The organism is Nocardiopsis protaetiae, assembly GCF_045446735.1.
Classification (GTDB): Bacteria; Actinomycetota; Actinomycetes; order Streptosporangiales; family Streptosporangiaceae; genus Nocardiopsis; species Nocardiopsis protaetiae.
Window position 1 is genome coordinate 1 of the sequence record NZ_JBJJBV010000108.1, and the last position, 20419, is coordinate 20419.

General features: G+C 75.0%; 17 protein-coding genes. 6 read left to right on the forward strand and 11 right to left on the reverse strand.

The features are described 5' to 3' along the window. The first annotated feature begins 39 nt into the window (after positions 1-39). The 4 genes from ACJOT3_RS17495 to ACJOT3_RS17510 are packed head-to-tail and all read left to right on the forward strand — an operon-like array spanning position 40 to position 3616. The gene (locus ACJOT3_RS17495) at positions 40-603 is read left to right on the forward strand and encodes a MauE/DoxX family redox-associated membrane protein (RefSeq protein WP_406973906.1); all 564 of its coding nucleotides are present in this window, start codon (positions 40-42) and stop codon (positions 601-603) included. A gap of 15 nt (positions 604-618) precedes the next feature. Then, the gene (locus ACJOT3_RS17500) at positions 619-1176 is read left to right on the forward strand and encodes a TlpA family protein disulfide reductase (RefSeq protein WP_406973907.1); all 558 of its coding nucleotides are present in this window, start codon (positions 619-621) and stop codon (positions 1174-1176) included. Further along, positions 1176-3098, forward strand: coding sequence for an ABC transporter ATP-binding protein (locus ACJOT3_RS17505; protein WP_406973908.1), 1923 nt, complete (start codon positions 1176-1178; stop codon positions 3096-3098). Before ACJOT3_RS17500 ends, ACJOT3_RS17505 begins: the two co-directional genes overlap by 1 nt. Next, positions 3095-3616, forward strand: a complete 522-nt coding sequence (locus ACJOT3_RS17510; RefSeq protein ID WP_406973909.1) for a S24/S26 family peptidase — start codon at positions 3095-3097, stop codon at positions 3614-3616. Before ACJOT3_RS17505 ends, ACJOT3_RS17510 begins: the two co-directional genes overlap by 4 nt. A gap of 210 nt (positions 3617-3826) precedes the next feature. On the opposite strand, the gene ACJOT3_RS17515 is transcribed toward ACJOT3_RS17510, so the two are convergent. Both ACJOT3_RS17515 and ACJOT3_RS17520 read right to left on the reverse strand, forming a co-directional pair. Then, positions 3827-4831, reverse strand: a complete 1005-nt coding sequence (locus ACJOT3_RS17515) for an SEC-C metal-binding domain-containing protein (RefSeq protein WP_406973910.1) — start codon at positions 4829-4831, stop codon at positions 3827-3829. Positions 4832-4967: 136 nt separating this feature from the next. Continuing rightward, positions 4968-5945, reverse strand: a complete 978-nt coding sequence (locus ACJOT3_RS17520) for an SEC-C metal-binding domain-containing protein (RefSeq protein WP_406973911.1) — start codon at positions 5943-5945, stop codon at positions 4968-4970. Between the two features lie 477 nt (positions 5946-6422). On the opposite strand from ACJOT3_RS17520, the gene ACJOT3_RS17525 reads away from it, so the two are divergent. After that, entirely contained in the window at positions 6423-8033 is a 1611-nt protein-coding gene (locus ACJOT3_RS17525) for a hypothetical protein (RefSeq protein WP_406973912.1), read from the forward strand. A 258-nt stretch (positions 8034-8291) separates the two neighbouring features. On the opposite strand, the gene ACJOT3_RS17530 is transcribed toward ACJOT3_RS17525, so the two are convergent. The 9 genes from ACJOT3_RS17530 to ACJOT3_RS17570 all read right to left on the reverse strand — a co-directional run bounded on the left by ACJOT3_RS17530 (position 8292) and on the right by ACJOT3_RS17570 (position 19716). Then, positions 8292-9575, reverse strand: coding sequence for a DUF5685 family protein (locus ACJOT3_RS17530; protein ID WP_406973913.1), 1284 nt, complete (start codon positions 9573-9575; stop codon positions 8292-8294). Between the two features lie 215 nt (positions 9576-9790). After that, complete coding sequence (locus tag ACJOT3_RS17535) at positions 9791-10909, reverse strand: SEC-C metal-binding domain-containing protein (protein WP_406973914.1); 1119 nt, start codon at positions 10907-10909, stop codon at positions 9791-9793. Between the two features lie 240 nt (positions 10910-11149). Beyond that, a complete protein-coding gene (locus tag ACJOT3_RS17540; RefSeq protein WP_406973915.1) occupies positions 11150-14668 on the reverse strand; it encodes a hypothetical protein in 3519 nt (1172 codons plus the stop codon). A gap of 459 nt (positions 14669-15127) precedes the next feature. Then, a complete protein-coding gene (locus ACJOT3_RS17545; RefSeq protein ID WP_406973916.1) occupies positions 15128-16096 on the reverse strand; it encodes an aldo/keto reductase in 969 nt (322 codons plus the stop codon). Continuing rightward, on the reverse strand, positions 16096-16503 hold the full coding sequence (locus ACJOT3_RS17550) for a MerR family transcriptional regulator (RefSeq protein WP_406973917.1): 408 nt from the start codon (positions 16501-16503) through the stop codon (positions 16096-16098). The genes ACJOT3_RS17545 and ACJOT3_RS17550 overlap by 1 nt, the downstream gene beginning before the upstream one ends. Before the next feature lie 128 nt (positions 16504-16631). Continuing rightward, positions 16632-17300 (reverse strand): TetR/AcrR family transcriptional regulator, encoded by a 669-nt coding sequence (locus ACJOT3_RS17555; RefSeq protein WP_406973931.1) that lies wholly within the window; start codon positions 17298-17300, stop codon positions 16632-16634. Between the two features lie 212 nt (positions 17301-17512). Beyond that, positions 17513-18295 (reverse strand): hypothetical protein, encoded by a 783-nt coding sequence (locus ACJOT3_RS17560; RefSeq protein ID WP_406973918.1) that lies wholly within the window; start codon positions 18293-18295, stop codon positions 17513-17515. A 304-nt stretch (positions 18296-18599) separates the two neighbouring features. Next, complete coding sequence (locus ACJOT3_RS17565) at positions 18600-19130, reverse strand: HAD domain-containing protein (protein ID WP_406973919.1); 531 nt, start codon at positions 19128-19130, stop codon at positions 18600-18602. A 40-nt stretch (positions 19131-19170) separates the two neighbouring features. Then, on the reverse strand, positions 19171-19716 hold the full coding sequence (locus ACJOT3_RS17570; protein WP_406973920.1) for an SRPBCC family protein: 546 nt from the start codon (positions 19714-19716) through the stop codon (positions 19171-19173). Between the two features lie 65 nt (positions 19717-19781). Between ACJOT3_RS17570 and ACJOT3_RS17575 the strand changes: the two genes are divergently transcribed. Beyond that, the gene (locus ACJOT3_RS17575) at positions 19782-20378 is read left to right on the forward strand and encodes a TetR family transcriptional regulator (protein ID WP_406973921.1); all 597 of its coding nucleotides are present in this window, start codon (positions 19782-19784) and stop codon (positions 20376-20378) included. Positions 20379-20419: the final 41 nt, after the last annotated feature.

Consider the following 20419-nt stretch of genomic DNA (forward strand, 5'->3'; position numbering starts at 1 on the left):
CCTCCCCCCGATCTCCCGTGACCTGTGAAGCGGACCCCCTTGCTCGTACTCACCACGTTCTTCCTGCAGACCGCGGCCGCCGGGATCCTCCTCACCTCCGGGCTGTCCAAGATCCGCGGTGAGGCCAACCTCCGGACCTGGGAGGACCTGGCCGAACGCCTTCGTTCTCCGCGCTTCCCCGCCCGTGCCGCCTCCCACACACACGTCGCGGTCGAGCTGCTCGTGGGTGTCACCCTGCTGGCCGGGGCGTGGGCGCGGGTGCCGGCCCTGGTCGCGGCCACCGTCCTGTTCGCGGCGTTCGCCCTGCTCGCCCTGTACTCCGTGCGCGCGGAGAGGGCCGTCACGTGCTCGTGCTTCGGCAAGGCCGAATCCGCGCTGGGATGGCCGCACGTGTGGCGCAACGCCGCGCTGACCGTGCTCGCCGCCACCGGCCTGGGGTGCTCCCTCGTGCTCGGGCCCGAGCTCCCGACTCTGGGCGGGGCGGCCGTGGCGCTGGCGGCCGCCGTCGCGGTCACGGCGGTGGCGTTCTACTTCGACGACCTCGTCGACCTCTTCAGTCCCGGCGCGGGCGGCACGCCGTCCGCGCCCCTCCCCCACGCATAGAACCTGGAGAACGTGATGGGAATCCTCATCGCGGCGGTCGTGGTCCTGACCGCTCTCACGCTGTTCAACCTGGTGCTGACCCTGGCGCTGGTGCGCCGCCTGCGCCACTCGGAGAACCCGGGGCCGGGAGGGGCGTTCCCCGTGTTCCCGGACCTGGAGGAGGTCCCGGCCGGTCGGGCCGTCCCGGAGTTCACCGCCACGACCAGGGACGGGGTCGAGATCTCCGCCAAGGAGCGGCTCGGCGACCGGGCGGTGTACGCGTTCTTCGACACCAGCTGCGGCAGCTGCAAGAAGCAGCTCCAGCCCCTGGTGGACTTCGCGAAGGACGCGGGCCTGTCTCCCGAGCAGGTCATCGCGTTCGTGGGGCACGAGGACCCCGAAGCCGACGCGGACGCCTACACCTCCGTCCTGGAGGGGCACACCACCATAGTCATGCAGAGCCTCGGCGACGAGGTGGGCCTGGCGTTCTCACCCGGCGGCATCCCCGCCATCATCCTCGCCGACGCCGACGGTGTGGTGGTGCGCTCCGGCGTGGAGGTCAAGAGCGTCGCGGCCGCCTTCCTGGAGGCCTGATGTCCTCGGACCCGCACGAGTCCGCCCCCCGGGACGGGATGGGCCCGCGCACCGCGTGTGTGCGGGCCCTCCGCTCGCTGGAGATCGCCTGGCGGGCGGCCCCCTGGTCGCTGGCCCTGTACTCCGCCCTGACGGTGGTGGCCGGCGTCCTGCCCGCCGGGGCCACCCTCGTCACCAAGTGGCTCCTGGACATCCTCCAGACCGGTGACGGGGCCGAGGGCGTCCCCGGGCCGCTGGTGGAGGCGCCCCTGCTGCTCGTGGTTTTCCTCGGGGTGTTCACCCTGGTCTCCGCGTTGTCCGAGTACGTGCTGACCTACCTGAGCTCACGTCTGAAGCGTGCGGTGGCGCTGCTCGTGCAGCAGCGCCTGTACGGCGCGGTCAACCGGATCGCGGGGCTGCGCCGGTTCGAGGACCCGGCTTTCCTGGACCGGTTGCGGATGGCGCAGACGTCGGCGACCACCGCTCCGGAGGAGATCCTCGGGTCGCTGTTCGGAACCGTGCGCTGGGCCCTGACGATCACGGGCTTCCTCGGTATCCTCCTGACCATCAGCCCCGTGATCACCGCGATCACGGTCGTGTCCGCCCTGCCGATGCTGTTCGTGCAGATGATGCTCGACCGCGAGCGGGCCGGGATGCTGTGGCGGATGAGTCCGCGCATGCGCCGACAGCTGTTCTACCAGCAGCTGATGCTGGACCCGGCGGCGATCAAGGAGACCCGCCTGTTCAGCGCCGGGGGGTTCCTGCTGGGGCGGATGCGCGGTGAGCTGCTCCGGATCAACGAGGCCGAGGAGCGCCTGGACCGCAAAATGGTCCTCACCCACGGGCCCCTGGCCCTGCTGGGCGCGCTGGTGTCCGCGGGAGGCCTGGTGTGGATGGTGGCGGGCGCGTTGCGCGGGGAGTTCACGATCGGTGACGTGTCGGCGTTCATCGCGGCGGTCGCTGGGGTCCAGTCGTCCCTGGGCGGCATCGTCGGGAGCCTGACCGGCGCCTACCAGGCCCTGCTGCTGATGGGCCACTACCAGGACGTGGTCTCCACCCCCTCGGACCTTCCGGTTCCGGCCGATCCGCGTCCCCTCACCCGACTACGTGAGGGGATCGAGGTGGAGGACGTGTGGTTCCGGTACACCGACGACGGGCCGTGGGTGCTCAAGGGGGTGTCGCTGACCATCCCCGCCAAGGGGTCGCTGGCGCTGGTGGGGCTCAACGGCGCCGGCAAGAGCACTCTGGTCAAGATCCTGTGCCGCATGTACGACCCGACCCGGGGCCGGGTGCTGTGGGACGGGACGGATATACGCGAAGTGAACCTGGAGGCGCTGCGGAACCGGATGAGTGCGGTCTTCCAGGACTTCATGTCGTATGAACTGCCCGTGCGGGAGAACATCGCGCTCGGGGCCCTGGAGGACAGGGACGACGGCGGCCGGGTCCGCGAGGCCGCGCGGACGGCCGGGGCGGACGGGTTCATCGAGGAGATGCCGCACGGGTACGACACGGTGCTCTCCCGCGTCTTCTACCAGTCGGAGGACGGGGAGGAGGACTCGGCGTCGGGAACGACCCTGTCCGGCGGCCAGTGGCAGAAGCTCGCGATCGCCCGGTCGATGATGCGGCGGGGACGGGACCTGCTGATCGTGGACGAACCGACCTCGGGGCTGGACCCGGAGGCCGAGCGGAGGCTGCAGGACCAGCTGCGGACGCTGCGCGCGGGGGCCGCGACGGTGATGATCTCCCACCGGCTGGGTGCGGTGCGCGGCGCGGACCGGATCGTGGTGCTGCAGGACGGGGTGATCACCGAGCGGGGCGACCACGGGGAGCTGATGGGCAGGGGCGGGGAGTACGCCCGGTTGTTCTCCCTCCAGGCCGAGGGGTACACCGGCGGCGAGGTACCCGGTGCCCCGCCCGCGGAACCGGACGAGGTGATGGCGTGATCCCGGGTGCGGTGCCTGGTCTGGTGGTGCTGGGCCTGGTGGTGCTGGTGCCCGCCGCCCTGGGGGCGGCGGCGTGGTGGCTGCACCGCCGCTATGTGGTGGTCACCGTGCGGGGGATGAGCATGGCACCGACCTACCGGCCCGGAGACCGGGTGCTGGTCCGCCGCGGCCTGTCCGGCCTGGCGACGGACGATGTGGTGGTCGTGGGCGAGCCCGACCCGGTGACCGGTTGGCGAGGGGCGGCCCCGCTGGACGGGAGGGTCACCGGCCGGGGGTGGTACATCAAGCGGGTGGTGGCCGTGGGCGGCGACCGGTACCCGGTGGAGGTCGGCCTCCGGGGGACGTGCCCGCCGGGGCATGTGGCGCTGCTGGGCGACAACGTGCTGAGTTCGGACTCCCGCTCCCACGGGCCCTGCCCGGGGGAACAGGTCCTGGGGGTGGTGGTCCGGCGGATGGTACCCGCTCCTGGTGAAGGTGAAGGTGAACCGGAGGCGACGGGTGGGTCCCCCCGGGTGTGACGGGGGCCTTCGACGGAACGGACCGGGTAGGGCGCGTCGCCGGCGGCCCGGTGGCGGTGGCACCTCCCACACCCCGGTCTCCGGCTGGACACGCCGTGGGGGCCGTGGGGAACGAGGGGCGCGGACCGGGCACCGGCGCAGGCGGCGGTTCGCGGCCGAGCTCGACCGGGGACGGCTCCCGGGCCGGACAGGCGGGTCAGGGTGGGCGGATCAACGAAGGTTCGGGGAGCCGCAGCACTTCTTGTACTTGCGGGCGGAGCCGCACCAGCAGGGTTCGTTGCGGCCGGGCGGCCAGGGTGACGGGCGCGCGGAGTCGGCGGGGAGGACCTGCTCCGTCCAGGCCTCCATCAGGTCGGTGCCGGTCAGGTCCGGGTGTCGCCGGGCGAAGGCCGCGATCTCATCGGCGTCGACGAGGACCGTGGCGAGGAGGACGTCGGGGCGGGTACGCCTGACCTCGCGGAGTTCGCGTTCGGCGTTCGTGCAGTGCTCGGTGTCGGAGGTGTCGGCGTCGACCAGTCCCAGCTCACGGGCGCGGTGCAGGCAGGCGCGGGAGAAGACCGGACGGACGCCTTCGACCCGCAGGAGGGTGTCGTCGTCGAGGTCCTCGTCATCGGGCTCTCCGAACGGGTCCAACAGCCCGGAGATGTCATCGGGGGAGGCTTGGGCGGCCCGGTCGTGGTCGTCCTCGGACAGGCCCAGCAGCCGACGCACTCGGGCGCGTCCCCGGAGGACCATCGAGTCCAGCATGTTCTGGGGCGCCAGGTCTTCGGCGGGGCGGGCGAGCGCGTCGCGGCAGGCGATGTTGAAGCAGCGCAGCGCGCGTTCGAGGTCGCCCGTCTCCTCGAACAGTTCGGCGAGCATGTGTGCGGGGCCGGGGGTGAGCGCCGGGTCGTCGGCCAGGGTAGCGGCGAGCGTGTCGGCCTGCTCGGTATCGCCTTCCTTCCGGAACCGTTCGGACAGCGAGAAGGCGGCGTACTGGCCGCTCTCCCGGGTGGGGGGATGGGCGCGGACCGCCTCCAGGAGGCGGCGGGACAGGTCCGGCCGATCGGAGTGGGCCAGGTACTCCGCCATGTCGAGGAGGTTCTCCGCGGCTTCGGCGGGGAACTCCCGCAGGTCGGCCAGGAACTCCTCGGGCAGGTCCAACCCCCGGATCGTCTCCCACAGAGGCGGGGCGATCACACCGTGGAACGAGGCGGGAAGGGGTCCGTTGCTCATGGCTCCGACGGTAGCGGCGATGCCCCGTCGTGGACGGCCGTTTCGGCGAAGACGGTCCGCGCATCGCCGCCCCGGCCCGATCGGGACCGGCGCCCGCCCCTCGTGCGCGGTGGGAAGAAACCTCGGATGACACTCTTCACCTCTCTTTGCGGCGTTGAGGGGTGCCGCAGCACTTCTTGTACTTGCGGGTGGAGCCGCACCAGCAGGGTTCGTTGCGGCCGGGCGGCCAGGGTGAGGGGCGTGGGGAATCGGCGGGGAGGGCTTCGTCGACCCAGGTTTTGAGGAGGTCGTCGCCGGTCAGGTCCGGGTGGCCGCGTGCGAAGGCCGCGATCTCGTCGGTGTCGACGAGGACCGTGAAGAGCCGGGCGTCGGGGTCGGTGCGCTCCGCTTCGCGGAGGATGCGTTCGACCGCGGTGCAGTGGTCGGTCTCGGTCGTGTCGGCGGGGAGCAGGCCCAGGCGTACCGCCTCGGGGAGGGAATCGCGGGGGAAGACCGGTCGGACGTGGAAGGAAGCGGAATCGTCTTCGGCGAGGACGTCGAGCAGGGCTTCGATGGCGGTGCGGGCGATGTGGTCGTGGTCGTCCTCGGGCAGGCCGAGGCGTTCGCGCATTTCGGCGCGGCCGCACAGGGCCGCCAGTTCGACGGGGTGGAGGTCGTCGACCTCCTCGGCGGGGCGGGCGAGCAGGTGGCGGGCGGCGAGGTTGTAGCAGCGCAGCGCCGCATCGTCGGAGCCGAGTTCCTTGAGCTCTCCGGCGATCAGCAGGGCCGGGCCAGGGGAGAGGCGGGGGTCGTCCAGGAGGGCGCGGAGGAGCTCGGCGGACCGGGCCGGCTCGCCTCCCTCACGGTGCAGGGCGACGAGGAGCGCGGTGGCGTACCGGGCGGACTCCGGGTCGGGCGGGTGGGACCGGAGCGCTTCGAGGAGGTGCCGGGAGCGGTCGCGGTGCCCGGCCTGCGCGCATCGTTCGGCGGCCTCCAGGAGGAGGTGCCCTGCGCGGTCGGGGTCGCGTCGGAGCGCGGCGAGATCGGAGGTGGGCAGGCCGACCGCGGCCACGGCGGCCAGGAGGGGCACGAGGGTCGGGGTGTCGGGTCGGTTCGAGGATCCTTCGGGGTTCATATTCCGCACGGTAGGGCCGCGGCGGTCGGCGTGCCGGGGATTCGTCCGGGCTGTGGACAACTCCGGGCGCGGCGGGGGTGGGGTGGGGATTCGGACGTCCGGTGGGTGGGATCTCGGCTGTCACCCGGCGGGTGGGCCGGGGGCGGCGGGAGGGGGTTTCGGCCCGGGGGCAGGGGTGGGGGCGGGTTGTTTTCGGGGGTGGGGGCGGGATAGGGGCGGGCCGTTGCGGGAAGTGCGTTCTGATTGCACGAAACCGCCCACGCCGCGGGCCTGTGGACGATAGAACGGTGATCGTTGCAGGCGGTGAAGTGTTCGTCGCGGACGGTGCGACGAGAACGGGGGGCGGACATGGTGTGCTCGGGTACGGACGGCGGGCGGCCGGTCCCGTCGCGGGTCGTCCCGGAGGGCGGGCGGTCCGAGGTGGTGGAACCCGCCGGGGACGCAAACGAAGGCGTCGGGGACTGTGCGGCACGGGCCGTGGTGTTCGAGCGCGGGTACGGCGGCCTGGAGGAGTCCCTGCCGATGTCGGGGTGGGGCATGGGCGGCCGCGCCGCGTTCGCGCTGCCCGGGGAGGCCGGGCCGATCGAGGCCGCGGCGCGGACCGTTCCCCTGCGTGACCTGCTGGACCTGGCCCGATGGGTCTCCCCCGGCACACCGCTGACCTCGGCCGGGACGCTCGGCGCCGACGACGTGCGCGCCGCGGTGGCGGAGCTGGGGCTGTGGCCCGCGCTCACCGAGGCGGCCGCCGCCGACCGCGCCGAACAGCTGCGGCGGCTGGGCGACGCCCGGGACCTGCCCGAGTTCGCCGCGCTGTGGCGTGCGGCGGTGGAGCTGGAGCTCATCGAGGTGGAGTCCGGGATCGCACGCCCCTCCACCGGGTTCGTGGACGCGGACCCCGACGGGCTCCTGGCCGTGTGGGAGGCCCTGTTCCTGTCGGCCGTCGAGGGCGACGAGATCCCCGGCCGGGAGGTCGACGGCAACGAGGTGCTGCCGACGGCCCTGCGCGTTCTGCGGGAGGTGCCCGAGGGCACCGCGGTCCCGCTGATGGAGCTGGTCGACGAGGCGCGGCTCCTGCGCCGCGGCCGGTACCCGTCGGAGCCGGAGCCGTCGGCCCGCGCCGCGGTGGTCGAGGCGATGTACGCCGGTGTGGTGCGGCTGGCCCGGGCCGGGGCGGTCCGGCTGGTCGGGGCCTCCCCCGCCGGGCTGCTGGTCCCGCACCGGCTCGGCCGCGGGCGCTCGCCCCTGCCGCTGTGGCCCGGGGCCCAGGAGACGACGTCGACCGAGCCGGTGGGGGGTGCGGTGGTGCTCACCGAGCTGGGGCGCCACGGAGCCCGGCTGCTGTTCCCCGAGGACGCAGCGTGCGGGGGGTCGGTCTCCGCGGGTTCTGCGGGCGCGGTGCCCGCGCCGCGTTCCGAGGCGGCCGCCGCCGTCGAGGGCTTCGGGGACGGGGTCTCCGGGAACGGGGACTTCGGTATCGGGGGCCTCGGGGACGGGTCCCCCGCCAACGGGACCGCCGGTTTCCTCGACCGGCTGAGCACACTCCCCCTGCGGTGGCACGACGCGGAGATCGCGCCGTGGCTGGCCGGGCGGACCGCCGCCGAGGCCGTCCGGGAGATCGCGGCGGCCGCCACGGACCCCGGGCCGCTGGGGGCGCTGCGCCGCACCATCGGGGTGTCGGTGCTGACCTCGGTGGGCGACGCGGCCGCGCCGGAGCTGCGCACCCTGCTCCGGTCCGGGATCTCCGAGGTGGCCGGGCTGGCGGCCGGGGCCCTGATGACCCTGCCCGGGACCTCCCCCGAGGAACACCTGCACCTGCTCACCGAGTACGGCCCCTGGTGGACGATCGACACGGTGTCCGGGCTGCTCGCCCTGGGTGAGGAGCACTTCGGGGAACTGCTCGGCCCCGGGGCCGGGGAGGAGCCGGACGCCCTGGGCGAGGTCCTCCTCTCCGGGAAGGAGCGAGTGTGGCGGGTCGACCACCCGGCGGCCCTGCCGGTGCTGGAGGCGCTGGGCCGCCTGCATCCGAACGCGGAGGTCGCGACGGCGGCGCGGCAGGCGGCCGACAAGGCTCGTGCCCGTCAAGGATGACGGGCACGAACGCTCCGGTCTCCCCCGTCCGCCCGGGGCGTGCTTCAGTGGGGGACGACCGTCGGTGTTAAGGCCGTTGGTGTTGTGGCCCCCCGCGGACGCCCCGGTGTGCGCTGATGTCCCGGCGGGGCCGGTGCTCCGGCGGAGGCCGGTGTTGTGATGTGCGCCGGTGTTCCGGCCCTCGCCGACGCACCGGTGTGCGCTGACGTCCCGGCGGGGCCGGTGCTCCGGCGGAGGCCGGTGTTGCGGCGCGGGCGGTCAATCGCAGCAACAGCAGCAGTCACAGTCCCAGTTGCAATTGCAGTCCGGGCAGCAGTCGCACCCGTTGCACCAGGCCTCGCGCCGCTTGCCCGACCAGGGGCCCGGGTGGGGGTCGCGGCAGCAGGGCTGGCAGGTGGCGCACATGAACAGTGCCACCGCGCAGCCCGCGATGGGGCCCCGGCTGCGGGGCGGGTGGTGCAGTTTCGGGGTGTCGCAGGCGCAGGTCTCGCAGCAGCCGCCGCCCTTGTCGTTGCCGCCATTGCCGTCGTTGTGACCGCTGTGGCCACCGTGGGCGCCGTGGTCACCTGCGCCGAACGAGGGTGAGTCGTATCCGCCGCTGGAAGCGCCCCCGTTGCCGCGGCGGCGCCTGTGGTCGTGGTCCGGGTGACCGTGCGGGTGACCGTGACCGTGGCCGGGCGGGTAGTGCCCCGCCTGGGAGAAGGTGCGGTCGACGGAACGCCCGAGCTCGCGCACCAGCAGGGCGCGGACCAGGCGGTCGTCGGTGAAACCGGTCTCCGCCAGGGCCAGCCGAACGCCCAGCACCGCGCCGTCGCACAGTTCGCGGGCCCGGTCCAGGCCGGTGCCGGTGGCGGTGAGCGGGTTCCAGGCGCCGCGCTCCCGGTCCTCCTCCAGATCCTCGACGGCGTCGAGCAGGTGGGCGATGCGGCCGAAGAGGCGCCCCGCCTCGCGCAGCGGTTCGGCGTTGGCCGGGCGGCCCGCCAGGACCGCCGTGTGCGCGAACGCCTCGCCGGTGGCCGCCTCGGTGGGGGCGGTGACGGTGAGGACGTCGGTACCGGGCCCGGCCGAGAGTTCGAGTTCGCGCTGGCGGTCGATGACCGCGAGGAGGGCGGAGCCGTCCAGGCCCAGCCCGTCGCCCGAGGCGGTGGCGCCGCGCCGCCAGCGTTCGGCCACCCGGCCCGCCAGGGCGCGCACCCCGCGGCGGGCGTAGAGGCCGTCGCCGTCCTCGATGTGGTCGGTGATCTTGGCGGAGGCCAGCATCAGGGACACCGCAGCGGCCAGGTGGGCGCCCGCGCCGTCGGCGGCCCGTGCCCCGCGCATGCCGCGCAGCGGGCAGCGCCCGGCCTGCCGGGTCCCGGCCTGTTCGGGGGCCTGGGCGGCGGTGAGGACGGAGATGACGAGGCCGTCGTAGTTGGTGGCGATCCGGGAGGCCTGGCCGTGGTCGTCCCGCAGGGCCAGGCACAGCCCGCACATGTGGGCCATCCACTCGTCGGCCAGTCCGTCGGGCAGGGTGTGGCGGCAGGGGCGCAGGATTCCGAACACGGGCGCCACCTCATTTCCGGGTCGTCGCGGTGGGACGACGGTTCGATGCCCGGGCCGGGCTCCGGGTTCCGGGGTTCCGAGGGGGTTCCGGGATTACACACGAACGCGGGCGGCAGCCCTCTGGCCCCGGGCCGGGCTCCGGGTTCCGGGATTGCGCGCGAACTTGGGCGGCGGCCCCCGGGGCCCGGGTCGGCCCGGGCCCCGGGAGGGAGGGGTCAGCGCAGGGAGGCGGAACCGCAGCACTTCTTGTACTTGCGGCCGGAACCGCACCAGCAGGGCTGGTTGCGCTCGGGCGGCCAGGGCGCGACCTGTGGGGAGTCCGGGGCCGGGACGGCCGAGACCCAGGCGCGCAGGGTGCCCGGGTCGGCAGGGTCGAGGCCGTGTTCGGCGGCGAAGTCCGCGACCTCGGCCGGGGTGACCGCGATCGTGCCCAGGTGGACGTCGGGGAAGCCGCGGGCCTGGGCGCGCAGGGTGCGCTCGATGGTGTGGTGGTGGGCGGCCGGGTCGGCGGCGTCGGCACCGGAGGCGGCTGTTGCGGCGGCATCGGCGGCGGGCAGCAGGCCGCGTTCGCGGGCTTCGTCCAGGGCGGGGTGGGGGAAGAAGGCGTGGTTCTCGCGCACGGTCTCCGGGATGGAGCGGGCGGCACCGGTGTCCTCGGGGAACCCGCCGGAGCCGCCGGAGAAGGCCTCTGGGAAACCCTCGGGGAAGGTCTCCGGGAAGGGCAGGTCCGGGGCGGCGGGGTCACCCGCCAGGCGACGGAGTTCGGCGGCCGCGTCCGGCAGGTGGCGGTCGGCCTCGCGGGCGGCCAGGTCGTGGCCGTCGGGGGTGAGGCCGAGGCGTTCGCGGACCGCGGCCCGACCCAGGAGGGGCAGCAGGCCGATGCGGTTGAGGTCGGCGACGGTCTCGGCCGGGCCGGACAGGATGCTGCGACAGGCGATGTTGTAGCAGTTCAGGGCGCGTTCGAGGGCGCCGTCGGCGGCGAACTCCTCGGCGAGGAGGAGGGCGAGGACCCGGTCCAGGCGGCCGGAGTCGAGGAGGTCGGTGATGAGCCGGTCGGCCGTGTCCGCGTCGCCCCGGCGGCGCAGGAGGGCGGCCAGGGCGTGGGTGGCGTACTGGCGGTGCGCCTCCTGCGGGGCGTGGGCGCGCAGGGCGTCCAGCAGGGCGCGGGCGCCGTCGGGGTCGGTGTCGCCCAGGTCCACGGCCGCGTCGAGGAGGAGGTGCGCGTCCGTCGCCGCGGCGAGGGCGGCGCGCCGGTGCTCGGGCAGGGGAAGGGCGTGGACGGCCTCCAGCAGCGGCTGCGGGAGGGCGGCGGGGACCGGCGGTGTTCCTGTCATCCCTCCAGGTTAGGAGCGGGCGTCACCCCGCCGCGCCGCTCCCGGTGCGGGCGGCGCAACACCGCGGAAGGTCACAGTCGGAGCCGGGTCCGGCCGCGGGACAGGAGGCGGGAGGCGGGAGGCCCGCCGTGGTCGGACGGGGCGCGGTGACGGACGCGGCGGAGCCCGCCGATCCGGACGGGCCGCCGGCCCGCGGCTCATCGGGGCCGGGGCCGAACGCGGGCAGGCCTCCGGCCGGGATCAGCGCGGCCACCAGGGGGCACCGGTGAGCGGGCCGAGGAGGTCGAGGGCGCCGACGCCGAAGCGGGCCCCGGCCTCCAGACCGGTGGCGAGGAAGGCGAACAGGAGCAGCACCACCAGGACCCTGGCGGGCCAGCGGCGCCGCCGGGGCCCGGTGGCGCGGAGTTCCTCATCGTCCTCGCGGTCGATCCAGGAACGGTCCAGGCGGGCGACCTCGCGGCGGGAGTCCTGGAGTTCGGCGTGGTAGTGGTCGCGTTCGTCGCGTACCCGCTGGAGCTCGGAGCGTTCGGCGCGCACGGCGGCGCGGGCGTCGACGAGGTCGACGCGGGCCTCCTCGGGGCCGTACTTGGTGAGCCAGCGCTCCAGGCGGGCCAGGGGGAGGTCGGCGTACTGGGTGGGCCAGTTGTCGCCGGGGTCGACGTGCTCGGAGGGTTCGGGGGCGGTCTCGGCGGCGTAGTCGGGGGCGGCGGTGGGTTCCGGGTCGGAGTCGGGGTCGGAGAAGAGGGGCGGCGCCTCGTCGGGGGTGCGTTCGGCGGCGGGCGGGAACTCCTCGGGGTCGGGCGGCTGGGGGGTCGACCGGGTGGGGCGGCCGCCGAAGGCGCCCTCGGCGAGCGCGCGCACCCGGCCGTCGGAACGCGGCGGGTCCGGCTCCGCGGCGCGGGGGGTGCCGCCGACGGGGGTGTCACGGCGGGTGGTCCGCTTGCGGAAGAGGCCGGTGCGGATGGGCGAGGGGGAACGCCGGGCGGGGGGCTCCTCCTCCCGCGGGGGTTCGGGGTCGGCGGCGGGGGCGATGCGCGGCCTGCGGGGTTCGGGGGCGTCGAAGATGCGGGGGCGCTGCCGGTCGTCGGGGTCGTGGGCGGCCGCGGACGGCCACAGCGCCTCGTCGGGGTCCTCGCCGTCCCCGGCGGTGGGGGCGCCGGGCCACAGGGGTTCCTCTGGTTCGGTCTCCGGCGGCTCCACGGCGGCCCGGCCGCTGGGGACCGCGGGTTCGGGAGGAGCCTGTGGGCCGGTCTCATCGGTGCCGGGCGGTTCGACCTCGGGCAGCGAGGAGGCGGCTTCGGCGGCGGCCTCCTGGACCGCCCAGGCCCGGGCGGGGAGGTCTCTGGCCCGGGAGGCGTCCGGGAAAGGAGGGGAGGGGGGAGCGGAGCCGCCCCCGGTGTCCCCGGGAAGCGATTCGGCCTCGGGCAGGTCGTCGTCCGCGGGGTCCTCGACGGGCACACCCGAGCCCACGGGGAGCCGCTCGGCCACCGGTAGGTCGTCCTCCGAGGGGTCCCCACCGGCGACAGAACGAACAGGCCGGGCCCCGACCGACGTGTCCGAGCTCGCGGGGAGCGGTTCAGCCACCGGCAGGTCGTCCTCCGCCTCCTCCGCCCCTTCGCCGTCCCGACGGCCGAAGCCGGTGGGGTCCGCCGGGAAGGGCTCGGCCCGCGGCAGATCATCCCCAGCACCGACGGGTTCCCCGCCACCGCTGGGGTCGATCGCGCCAGTGCCGCCGTCAGAACGGAAAGCCGAACCGTCGCCGCCCGTGGAGTCGGCGGAACTCCGGGGGTCGGTGGGGCCGCCTCCACCGCTGCCGCCGGTGATGTGGGAATCCGCCGCCCTGCCACCCATGGCATCGCCGGGATGGACGGAGTCCGTGGGGACCCCGACACTGGTGGGACCCATGGGGTCCGTGGGGGCACCCGCGCCGCTGGGGTCACTGAGGTGGGTGGGCTCCGCGCGCCCGGTGGGGTGGGTGGGGTCGCCAGGGTCGGCGGAACCGATGGGGGCTGCCGAATCCGTGGGGTCGCCGGGGTTCCGGTCACCGGGAGGGGTGACCGGGCCCGCGGTATCCGCGTGACCGACGGGATCCATGGCGCCGGTAGGGCTGCCCGAGCGCTGGTCACCCGCAGAGTCGGTTTGGGCGGTATCCGTGAAGCGCGTGCGAGCGCTGGCATCCGCGAGGTCAGCGGGGCGGGTGGAGTCGCCGGGGTTCCGGTCGGCGGCAGAGTCGGCCGGAGCCGCGGCGTCCGTGAGACGCGCGGGACCGCTGGGAGCCTCGGTGGCCGCGGGACGCGGGTGGCCGGTGGGGTCACCGAGGTCCACCGGCAAGGCTTCGGCCACCGGCAGGTCGTCATCCGCCTCCGCCGCGCCTTCGGCGTCGTGGCGGGCGGGGCCGGTGGGGTCCCCGGGGAAGGGCTCGGCCGCTGGCAGATCGTCACCGGTCTCCAACTGGCCTTCGGCGGAGTCGGCCGGGGCGGCGGTACCTGTGCGGCGCGTGTGACCGACGTGGTCCTCGGGATCAGTGGGGTGGGTGGGGGCTTCGGGGTTTCGGTCGGCGGTAGGGGCGGCGTCTGTGCGGCGTGTGTGACCGCCGGGGGCATCGGGGGGTGTGGGGCCGGGGGTGGCTTCGGTGATGAAGCGGCGGAGGCGGGCGGCGGCGACCGGCCGTGCGGGTGCGTCCCGAGAAGGTTCCGGCGGGGCGGTCTGGGCGCTGTCGGCGGCGGTGTCCCCAGCGGCGCCCACGCCACCGGCCGTGCCCGCGGACACCCGGTCGGCGGCGGGCTCCGGAGCGGCCGGGCGGGCGGCGCGGGGTGCCGAGGGGCGGGGGTCGAGCCAGTCGGCGAGGAGGTCGCGGCGCTCCCCGAAGGTCGGCGCGTCCGGGACCCCCCGCTCCGCGAGGTGGCCCGCGAGCGCGTCCCCGCCCTCCTCGCGCAGCACGCCCACCAGGCGTTCGGCCACCCCGCGGAACTCCGCCCCCGGCATCCGCAGCAGCGGCCCCGCCGCAGGTGTCGGCGGCCCGAAGACGATGTGCTGCCCGCTCTCCTCCAGCACCGGATCGTACGTGGACAGCGACCAGTCCCAGCCCGGCGCCGGCGTCGTCCCGCGCGGGCTCAGCACCTCGTACAGGCTCCGGTGCAGCCCCCACAGGAAGCGCAGCTGCACCGCGTTCCACAGGTCCGCCCGCCCCGGGTCCAGGAACACCCGCACCGGCAGGTCGGGCCGCTCCAGGGCCGCGGCGACCCCCAGCGCCAGCAGTTCCTCCCCGCCCGGGCCGGCGAGGTCGGCCGCGCGGCGGTCGCGGGCGCGCACCGCGCCCGGCGCCGCCGACCGCTCCCAGGGTTCGGGCGTTCCCAGCTCGGGCATCGCCTCCCAGCCCGGCTTGGGCGGGCGGGTGCGGTGCGGCCGGGTGTTGGGGTTCTCGTGCAGGCTCAGCACGCGCGGCAGCGTGAGCCCCTCGGCCGGGCCGACGATGGCCCAGGCGTGCGCGGACCCGATATCCCCCGGCCAGCGGTAGACGAGCGCGGCCTGACCGTCGTCGTAGGCGCGCGCCCACAGGGTCTCGGGGTGGTCGGCCGGGTCGGGCAAGCACACCCGGTAGTCGACCGTGAGGGCCGGCTGGAGGCGGTTGCGCCACGCGCGCAGGGTGATGCGTTCGGCCTCGGTGTAGGAGGAGGCGGCGGGCCCGGGTCCGACGCGCCCCAGCAGGGTGGGTTCGGCCCAGGCGAAGTGGATCTGGTGGTACGTGCTGTCGGGCAAGTGCCCCTCCCCGCGGGTCGCCTGGGCGGTGGGATCCGACCGCCGCCTCTAGGGAAGGTATCCGGTCAAACGCCGGTAAAAACCGTGTTCGCGAACATGTGCACGACGCGGTTCCGCGGTTGCTCAGGCGTCACTCGTGTCCCGGGGGTCTCCGGTCACCCCCGGGTCGCCGCTCCCACCTGGCCCGACCTGGTCCTACCTCGCCGGATCCGGGTGCGGTGCGGCTCGACCGCGGCACTCGGCGGCGGCGCGTGTCCGCTTCCGGCCGTGCCGCGACACGCTCGGTCGTGCCCCGGTCCGTTCGGCCCTACCGCCGTCCGTTCCACTGTGCCCCGACGTGCCCCGTCACACCGCCGTCCGTTCCGCCGTACCCCGGCACACTCGGCCGCACAGCGGCGGGTTCGGCCGCGTCCCGGTGCGTCGGGACGGGCCCGGGCGGTTCCATGGTCGGCGCCGCGGTCAGTGGGCGGCGTCGAGGGCCTCGCGCTGCTCCGCGGTGAGTTCGAGGTCGGCGGCCTCCACCGCCTCGTCGAGCTGCCCGGTCCCGCTGACCCCGATCACGGGGACGGTCCCGCCGCCGATGAGCCAGGACAGCACCACCTGGTTGCGGGTCGCGCCGGTCTGGCGGGCGACCTCGTCGAGCGCGGCCAGCCGGTTGCGGGTGCCCGGGTGGTCGTAGGCGGGCCCCAGGTCGGCGGCGCGTTCGGGCCGGGCGTAGGCCCCGCCGAGCAGCGGGGTGTACACCATCAGGGCCAGGTCGCGCCCGGCGGCGTTCTCGGCGTCCACGTAGTCCAGCAGTTCCGGGGTGACGTGCGTGAACCCCAGGGACTCCAGCTGTACCTCGTGGCGGGGCTGGAGGTAGCTGTACCGGTACTGGAGCGCGGTCACCCGGTGCCCGTGCGCCCGGGCCGCGGCCCGGGCTCGCTCCAGCCGCCAGGTGCGGTGGTTGCTCATGCCCAGCTGCGCGACCCTGCCCTCGTCGACGAGCCGGGACAGGGCCGCCATCGTCTCCTCCAGCGGCGTGTCCGGGTCCTCCTTGTGGGTGTACAGCAGGTCGATGCGGTCCACGCCCAGCAGCCGCCGGCTGCGTTCGACGGCGGTGGTGACGGCGTCGGCGGACAGTCCCTCCCAGGATTCGGGGCCGCCGCCGCGAACGGTGGGCAGGGCGCCGACCTTGGTGGCGATGACGACCTCGTCGGTGATGCCGCGCTCGCGCCGCCAGCGGCCCAGGAAGGTCTCGCTCTCGTACCCCTCGAAGCCGTCGACCCAGTACTGGTAGCAGTCGGCGGTGTCGATGAACGTGCCGCCCGCCTCCATGAACCGGTCCAGCAGGGCCGCGGACGTGGCGTCGTCGGTCTGGCTGCCGAACTTCATGGCGCCCAGGCACAGGGCGCTGACCTTGCGCCCGCCGATCTCGGTGTGGCGCATCAGTTGCCGTCCTTGAGGGTGTGCGCGGTCTCGACGGCCCGCTCGGAGAGCACGCCGAGGTAGTAGTCGATCTTGTGCTCGATGGCGCCCTGCCGGTCGACGAGTTCGGCGATGCGGGCGTCGAGCCGGTTCTTGTGCTCCTGGAGCACCTCCAGGCGTTCGGGGATGGTGTGGTCCCCCGAACGCACGAGTTCGGCGAACTCGCGCAGGCGGGCGATGGGCATGTCGGTGTCGCGCAGGCAGCGGATGAGGTGGAGGAGTTCCACGTCGTCGGTGCGGTAGCGGCGGTGGCCGCTGGGCGCCCGGTCCACCCGGCGCAGCAGCCCGGCCTTCTCGTAGTAGCGCAGCGTGTCGAGGGTGAGGTCGAAGCGCTCGGCGATCTCACCGGGGGTGTAGTAGTCCTTCATGGGAAAAGCATGGGACCTGGAGTGCACTCCAGGTCAAGGGAGATTCCCGAACCGGGTCCGCTAACGGCCCCGTCCACGCCCCTCGAACAGGGCGGCCCGAGCCCTCGGAAGGCACGAAATCCGGGACGTCAGGCCGGGTCGGCGCTGCCCTGGACGGCGCCGACCACCGCCGCGGTGAGGTGGTCGATGATCTCCTCCTCGCCGACCTCGGGGTGCTCCAGCCACCACTCCCCCGCCGCCTGCACCATGCCGACGACGGCGTGCGCGGTGATCTGGGCGCGCAACCGTCCGGTGATGCGGCCCTCACCGACCATGAGCTCGGCCAGTTCCTCGCCCATGCGGCGCACCATCATGCCCAGGTCGCTGCGGGTGCGCTGGTCCTCGGAGGTGGCCCGGTCCATGAGGAAGCGGTAGAGGTTGAGGTTCTGGGAGATCATCGACAGGTAGGCGCCGACGGTGGCCCGGGCGCGCACCTCGAACTCGGCGTGCTGGTGCAGCTCGTCGCGGATCCGCTCGATGAGGGGGTCGACGTGGCGGGAGGCGAGCGCGCGGTACAGGCCGCTCTTGTCACCGAAGTGCCGGTAGAGGATGGGTTTGCTGATCCCGGCCTCGGCGGCGATGGCGAGCATGGAGGCGTCGGGGCCGTCGCGCTGGATGACCCGGTCGGCGGCGTCGAGGATGGCGCGGCGGCGTTCGGGGTCGCGCCCGCGTCCGCTCCCCCGGCCGCCGCGGGGGCGGGGCGCGGGAAGGGTGTCCGCCACGGGCGCCGTGCCGGGGATGTCGTCGCTGTCGGTCATCGGGATCCGCCGCAGGTCTTGGTAGGCCACAACGTTTGAGCTTAGAGGTTGTGCGGGGGTCCGGTGCCCGGGCCGGGGACGGTCCCGCGAGGGCCCGGGGCCGTACGGGCCGGCGGGAACCCGGGGCCGTGCGACCCCGCCGGGGCCGTGCGGTCCGGCGGGGCCGACGAGGGCCGCAGGGTCCGCGCTGCCCGGCCCCGGCGCGACCCGGCTCAGCCGCGCAGGGCGATCCAGGTGGCCCACGCCTGGGCGAGGACCTGCCCGTCGGCGTCGTACAGGGCGCTGCCGGTGCGGATCTTGCGGCCCTCGACGGAGTCCAGGTATCCGACGATCACGTGCTCGGCGCCGACCCGGGGTGCGCGCAGGGTCTGAACGGTGATGCGGCCCAGGACGGCGGGACGGCCGGACACGTCGCTGGACCAGCCGCCGGGGCAGTCCAGGGCGGCCCACACGTCGGGCAGGCCGACGACGCCGGTGCCGTCGTCCAGGGCGGGGTGCGGCGTCCAGGTGCAGGCGACGGTGTTGCCGACCCCGTCGGCGCCCTGACCGGCACGGACCCGGCCGGCGAACAGGCGCAGGCCCTCGCCCTCGGCGCGTTCGGGTCCGCAGCTATAGCAGCGGGGGAAGGGGTGCAGGTCCAGGCCCGCGAACCGGCCCTCGGCCTCCTTGGCCGCGGCCGGGTCCACGAACCCGCCGGGGACCGCCGGGGCGTCGGGGGCGGCGACGGTCTCGGCCTCGGCGATGAGCCGGGCCTTGGCGTCGGCGGCCTCGGGGTCGATGAGCCGCAGCGGCACGCCGGGCTCCGCCTCGACGGCCAGCGGACGGCCCAGGGGCGGCGGGACCCGCAGGGTGACCTGCACGGCCGGGCCGCCGACGTCGGTCAGGCGGGCGGCCAGGAGTCCGGCGCTGTAGCCGCCGTTGCCGGAGCCGTCGGGGCCGTTGTGCGTGGTGGGGATGGTGATGGTGGGGGCGTCGTTGCCCGTGGTGGCGTGCATCACCCCAGGGTAGAGGTGGGACGTTTCCCGCCGCCAGGACGCCCCCGGCCATTCCGCGGTACCGCCGCTCCGGGAACAGTCGGGAACAGTGAAGGCCCCGTGTTCCGGGCGGGCGCGGCCGCGGAGTACGGACTCATCCCCGGGAGCATGGCCACCGGTTCCCACATCGTGAAGGAAGAAGGCGACGGCCGGCCCACGCCGCAGAGCGCACCGACGGCCCCGCCGGGTCCGCCCTCCTCGGGGAAGGCGGCGGCCAGACGGGCGGGACCACTCGTCCATCCGCCGAAAGAGCGGCCCCGCCGGGTCAGTCGTCTTCGGGGAGGGCGGCGGCCAGGCGGGCGGGCGGCCACTCGTCCAGCTGCCGGAAGTCGGCGTCGAGCAGCCCGATCCGGGGGTCCACCCGGTGCAGCAGGGCCGCGGACGGGTGGTGGCGGTGCACCCAGTCGACGTCGTGGTCGGTGATCATGTCGTCGACCCAGGCGAAGGGCCGTCCGTCGGCGTACTCGACCAGGGTGGTGGTCTTGAAGCACAGCCCGCCGGTGGCCTCGGACCAGTGCGGCAGTTCCACCACCGGCAGTTCGGGCAGGCCGATGACGGGGCCGATCATCGTGTTGGCGTCGTACTCCCAGGTGGTGGCCCACACCAGGGTGTAGGGCAGGGCGAGCAGGCGTTCGCCGTGGTCGGGCCGCAGCCACACGCGCAGGGGTTTGGGGGTGTCCGCCCAGCCCAGGGGGCGCAGGTGGTGGGTGGTGTATCCGTCGGGCCGCTGACCCGAGGCACGGAACGGGTTGAGGGGGCCGTCGACGTCCAGGAACAGCAGAGGCAGGTGGGACACGGGTCTCCTGAGGGGGGTGGATGGCGCGCCGCCGTCCATTTTAGGGACGGGTCGCCCCGGCGCCCAGGGGATTACGGCGCCGCCGGCCCACCCGCGCGGCGGCCGCGCGTACGGCCACCGCGCGCAGCAGCCGGACGTACGGGCTCCACCGGGCGGGGGCGCGGACGGTGCCGGTGAGGGTGCGCTCGGCGCGGTCCAGACAGTCCTCCAGCAGGGCGTCGTGCAGCGGCCGGAACACCAGGGGCCAGGTGAGCAGGGCCGGGCCGTGCGCCCGGATGGCCAGCAGGTGGCGCAGCACGGTGCCGCCGTCGCCGGGTTCGACGGTGAACTCGTGGAACCCGTCGAACCCGCGCGGGGCCGAGAAGCGGAACCGCACGTGCCGCCCCGGCGTGTGGTCGGTGACGGTGTAGCGGACGGGGCCGTGCCCGCCGGCGGCGCCGATCCCCAGGGGCCGGTCCAGCCGCATGGCGGGCCAGTGGTCGGCGGGCCAGAGGGCGTCGCCGGGTGAGGCCAGCCCGTCGACCAGGGCACCGACCCGGTCGGGGGACGCCGCGAGGTGGCGCCGGTGCAGGTTGTGGACGCGCATCGGGGTGCACTCCCATCGTTTTAGAGGGTTCTCTCTAAAACCCAGTCCATCATACAGTCGCCCCTATGGGAAGACCCGCGCGCTTCGATTCCGACACCCTCGTGGCCGCCGCCACCGCGCTGGCGGCCCGGGGCGGGCCCGCGGCGGTGGCCATGGCGGCCGTGGCCCGGGAGGCGGGTGCGCCCAGCGGTTCGGTCTACCACCGGTTCCCGGGGCGGCCCGCGCTGCTGGCGGCCGTGCGGCTGGGCGCGCTGGCCGACTTCCAGGAGGGGTTCCTTGAGGCCCTGGCCTCGGAGGACGCGCTGGCGGCGGCCGTCGGCGCGGCCCGGCACGTGCCCGCCTGGTGCCGGAGCTCCCCGGAGCGGGCGCGTGTCCTGCTGTACTCGGACGCCGACTTCGAGGCGGAGCGCTGGCCGCCCGCCGAGCGGGAGCGGAGGGACCGGGGGAACGCCCGGCTGGGAACGGCGGTCGTGGAGGTCGCCGAGCGGCTGCGCGACCCCGGGGAACCGGCCGCCGCCGCCCTGGAGCGGGTGCGGACGGCGATCGTGGATCTGCCCCTGGCCCTGGTGCGCCGCCACCTGGCGGAGGCCGGGACGGTCCCGGCCCGGGCGGAGGAGGCGGTCGCGGACGCGGCGCACCGGCTGCTCGCCCCCCGTCCCTGAACCCGGAGGGGGCCGGGGCCGACCAAACACGGCAGCCGCCC

Excerpts from the sequence above, each read along its gene's own strand:
- ACJOT3_RS17535 (WP_406973914.1), bottom strand. The coding sequence starts at position 10,909 with ATGACAGGAACACCGCCGGTCCCCGCCGCCCTCCCGCAGCCGCTGCTG.
- ACJOT3_RS17575 (WP_406973921.1), top strand. The coding sequence starts at position 19,782 with ATGGGAAGACCCGCGCGCTTCGATTCCGACACCCTCGTGGCCGCCGCC.
- ACJOT3_RS17505 (WP_406973908.1), top strand. The coding sequence starts at position 1,176 with ATGTCCTCGGACCCGCACGAGTCCGCCCCCCGGGACGGGATGGGCCCG.
- ACJOT3_RS17555 (WP_406973931.1), bottom strand. The coding sequence starts at position 17,300 with ATGACCGACAGCGACGACATCCCCGGCACGGCGCCCGTGGCGGACACC.
- ACJOT3_RS17520 (WP_406973911.1), bottom strand. The coding sequence starts at position 5,945 with ATGAACCCCGAAGGATCCTCGAACCGACCCGACACCCCGACCCTCGTG.
- ACJOT3_RS17545 (WP_406973916.1), bottom strand. The coding sequence starts at position 16,096 with ATGCGCCACACCGAGATCGGCGGGCGCAAGGTCAGCGCCCTGTGCCTG.
- ACJOT3_RS17560 (WP_406973918.1), bottom strand. The coding sequence starts at position 18,295 with ATGCACGCCACCACGGGCAACGACGCCCCCACCATCACCATCCCCACC.
- ACJOT3_RS17550 (WP_406973917.1), bottom strand. The coding sequence starts at position 16,503 with ATGAAGGACTACTACACCCCCGGTGAGATCGCCGAGCGCTTCGACCTC.
- ACJOT3_RS17515 (WP_406973910.1), bottom strand. The coding sequence starts at position 4,831 with ATGAGCAACGGACCCCTTCCCGCCTCGTTCCACGGTGTGATCGCCCCG.
- ACJOT3_RS17500 (WP_406973907.1), top strand. The coding sequence starts at position 619 with ATGGGAATCCTCATCGCGGCGGTCGTGGTCCTGACCGCTCTCACGCTG.
- ACJOT3_RS17570 (WP_406973920.1), bottom strand. The coding sequence starts at position 19,716 with ATGCGCGTCCACAACCTGCACCGGCGCCACCTCGCGGCGTCCCCCGAC.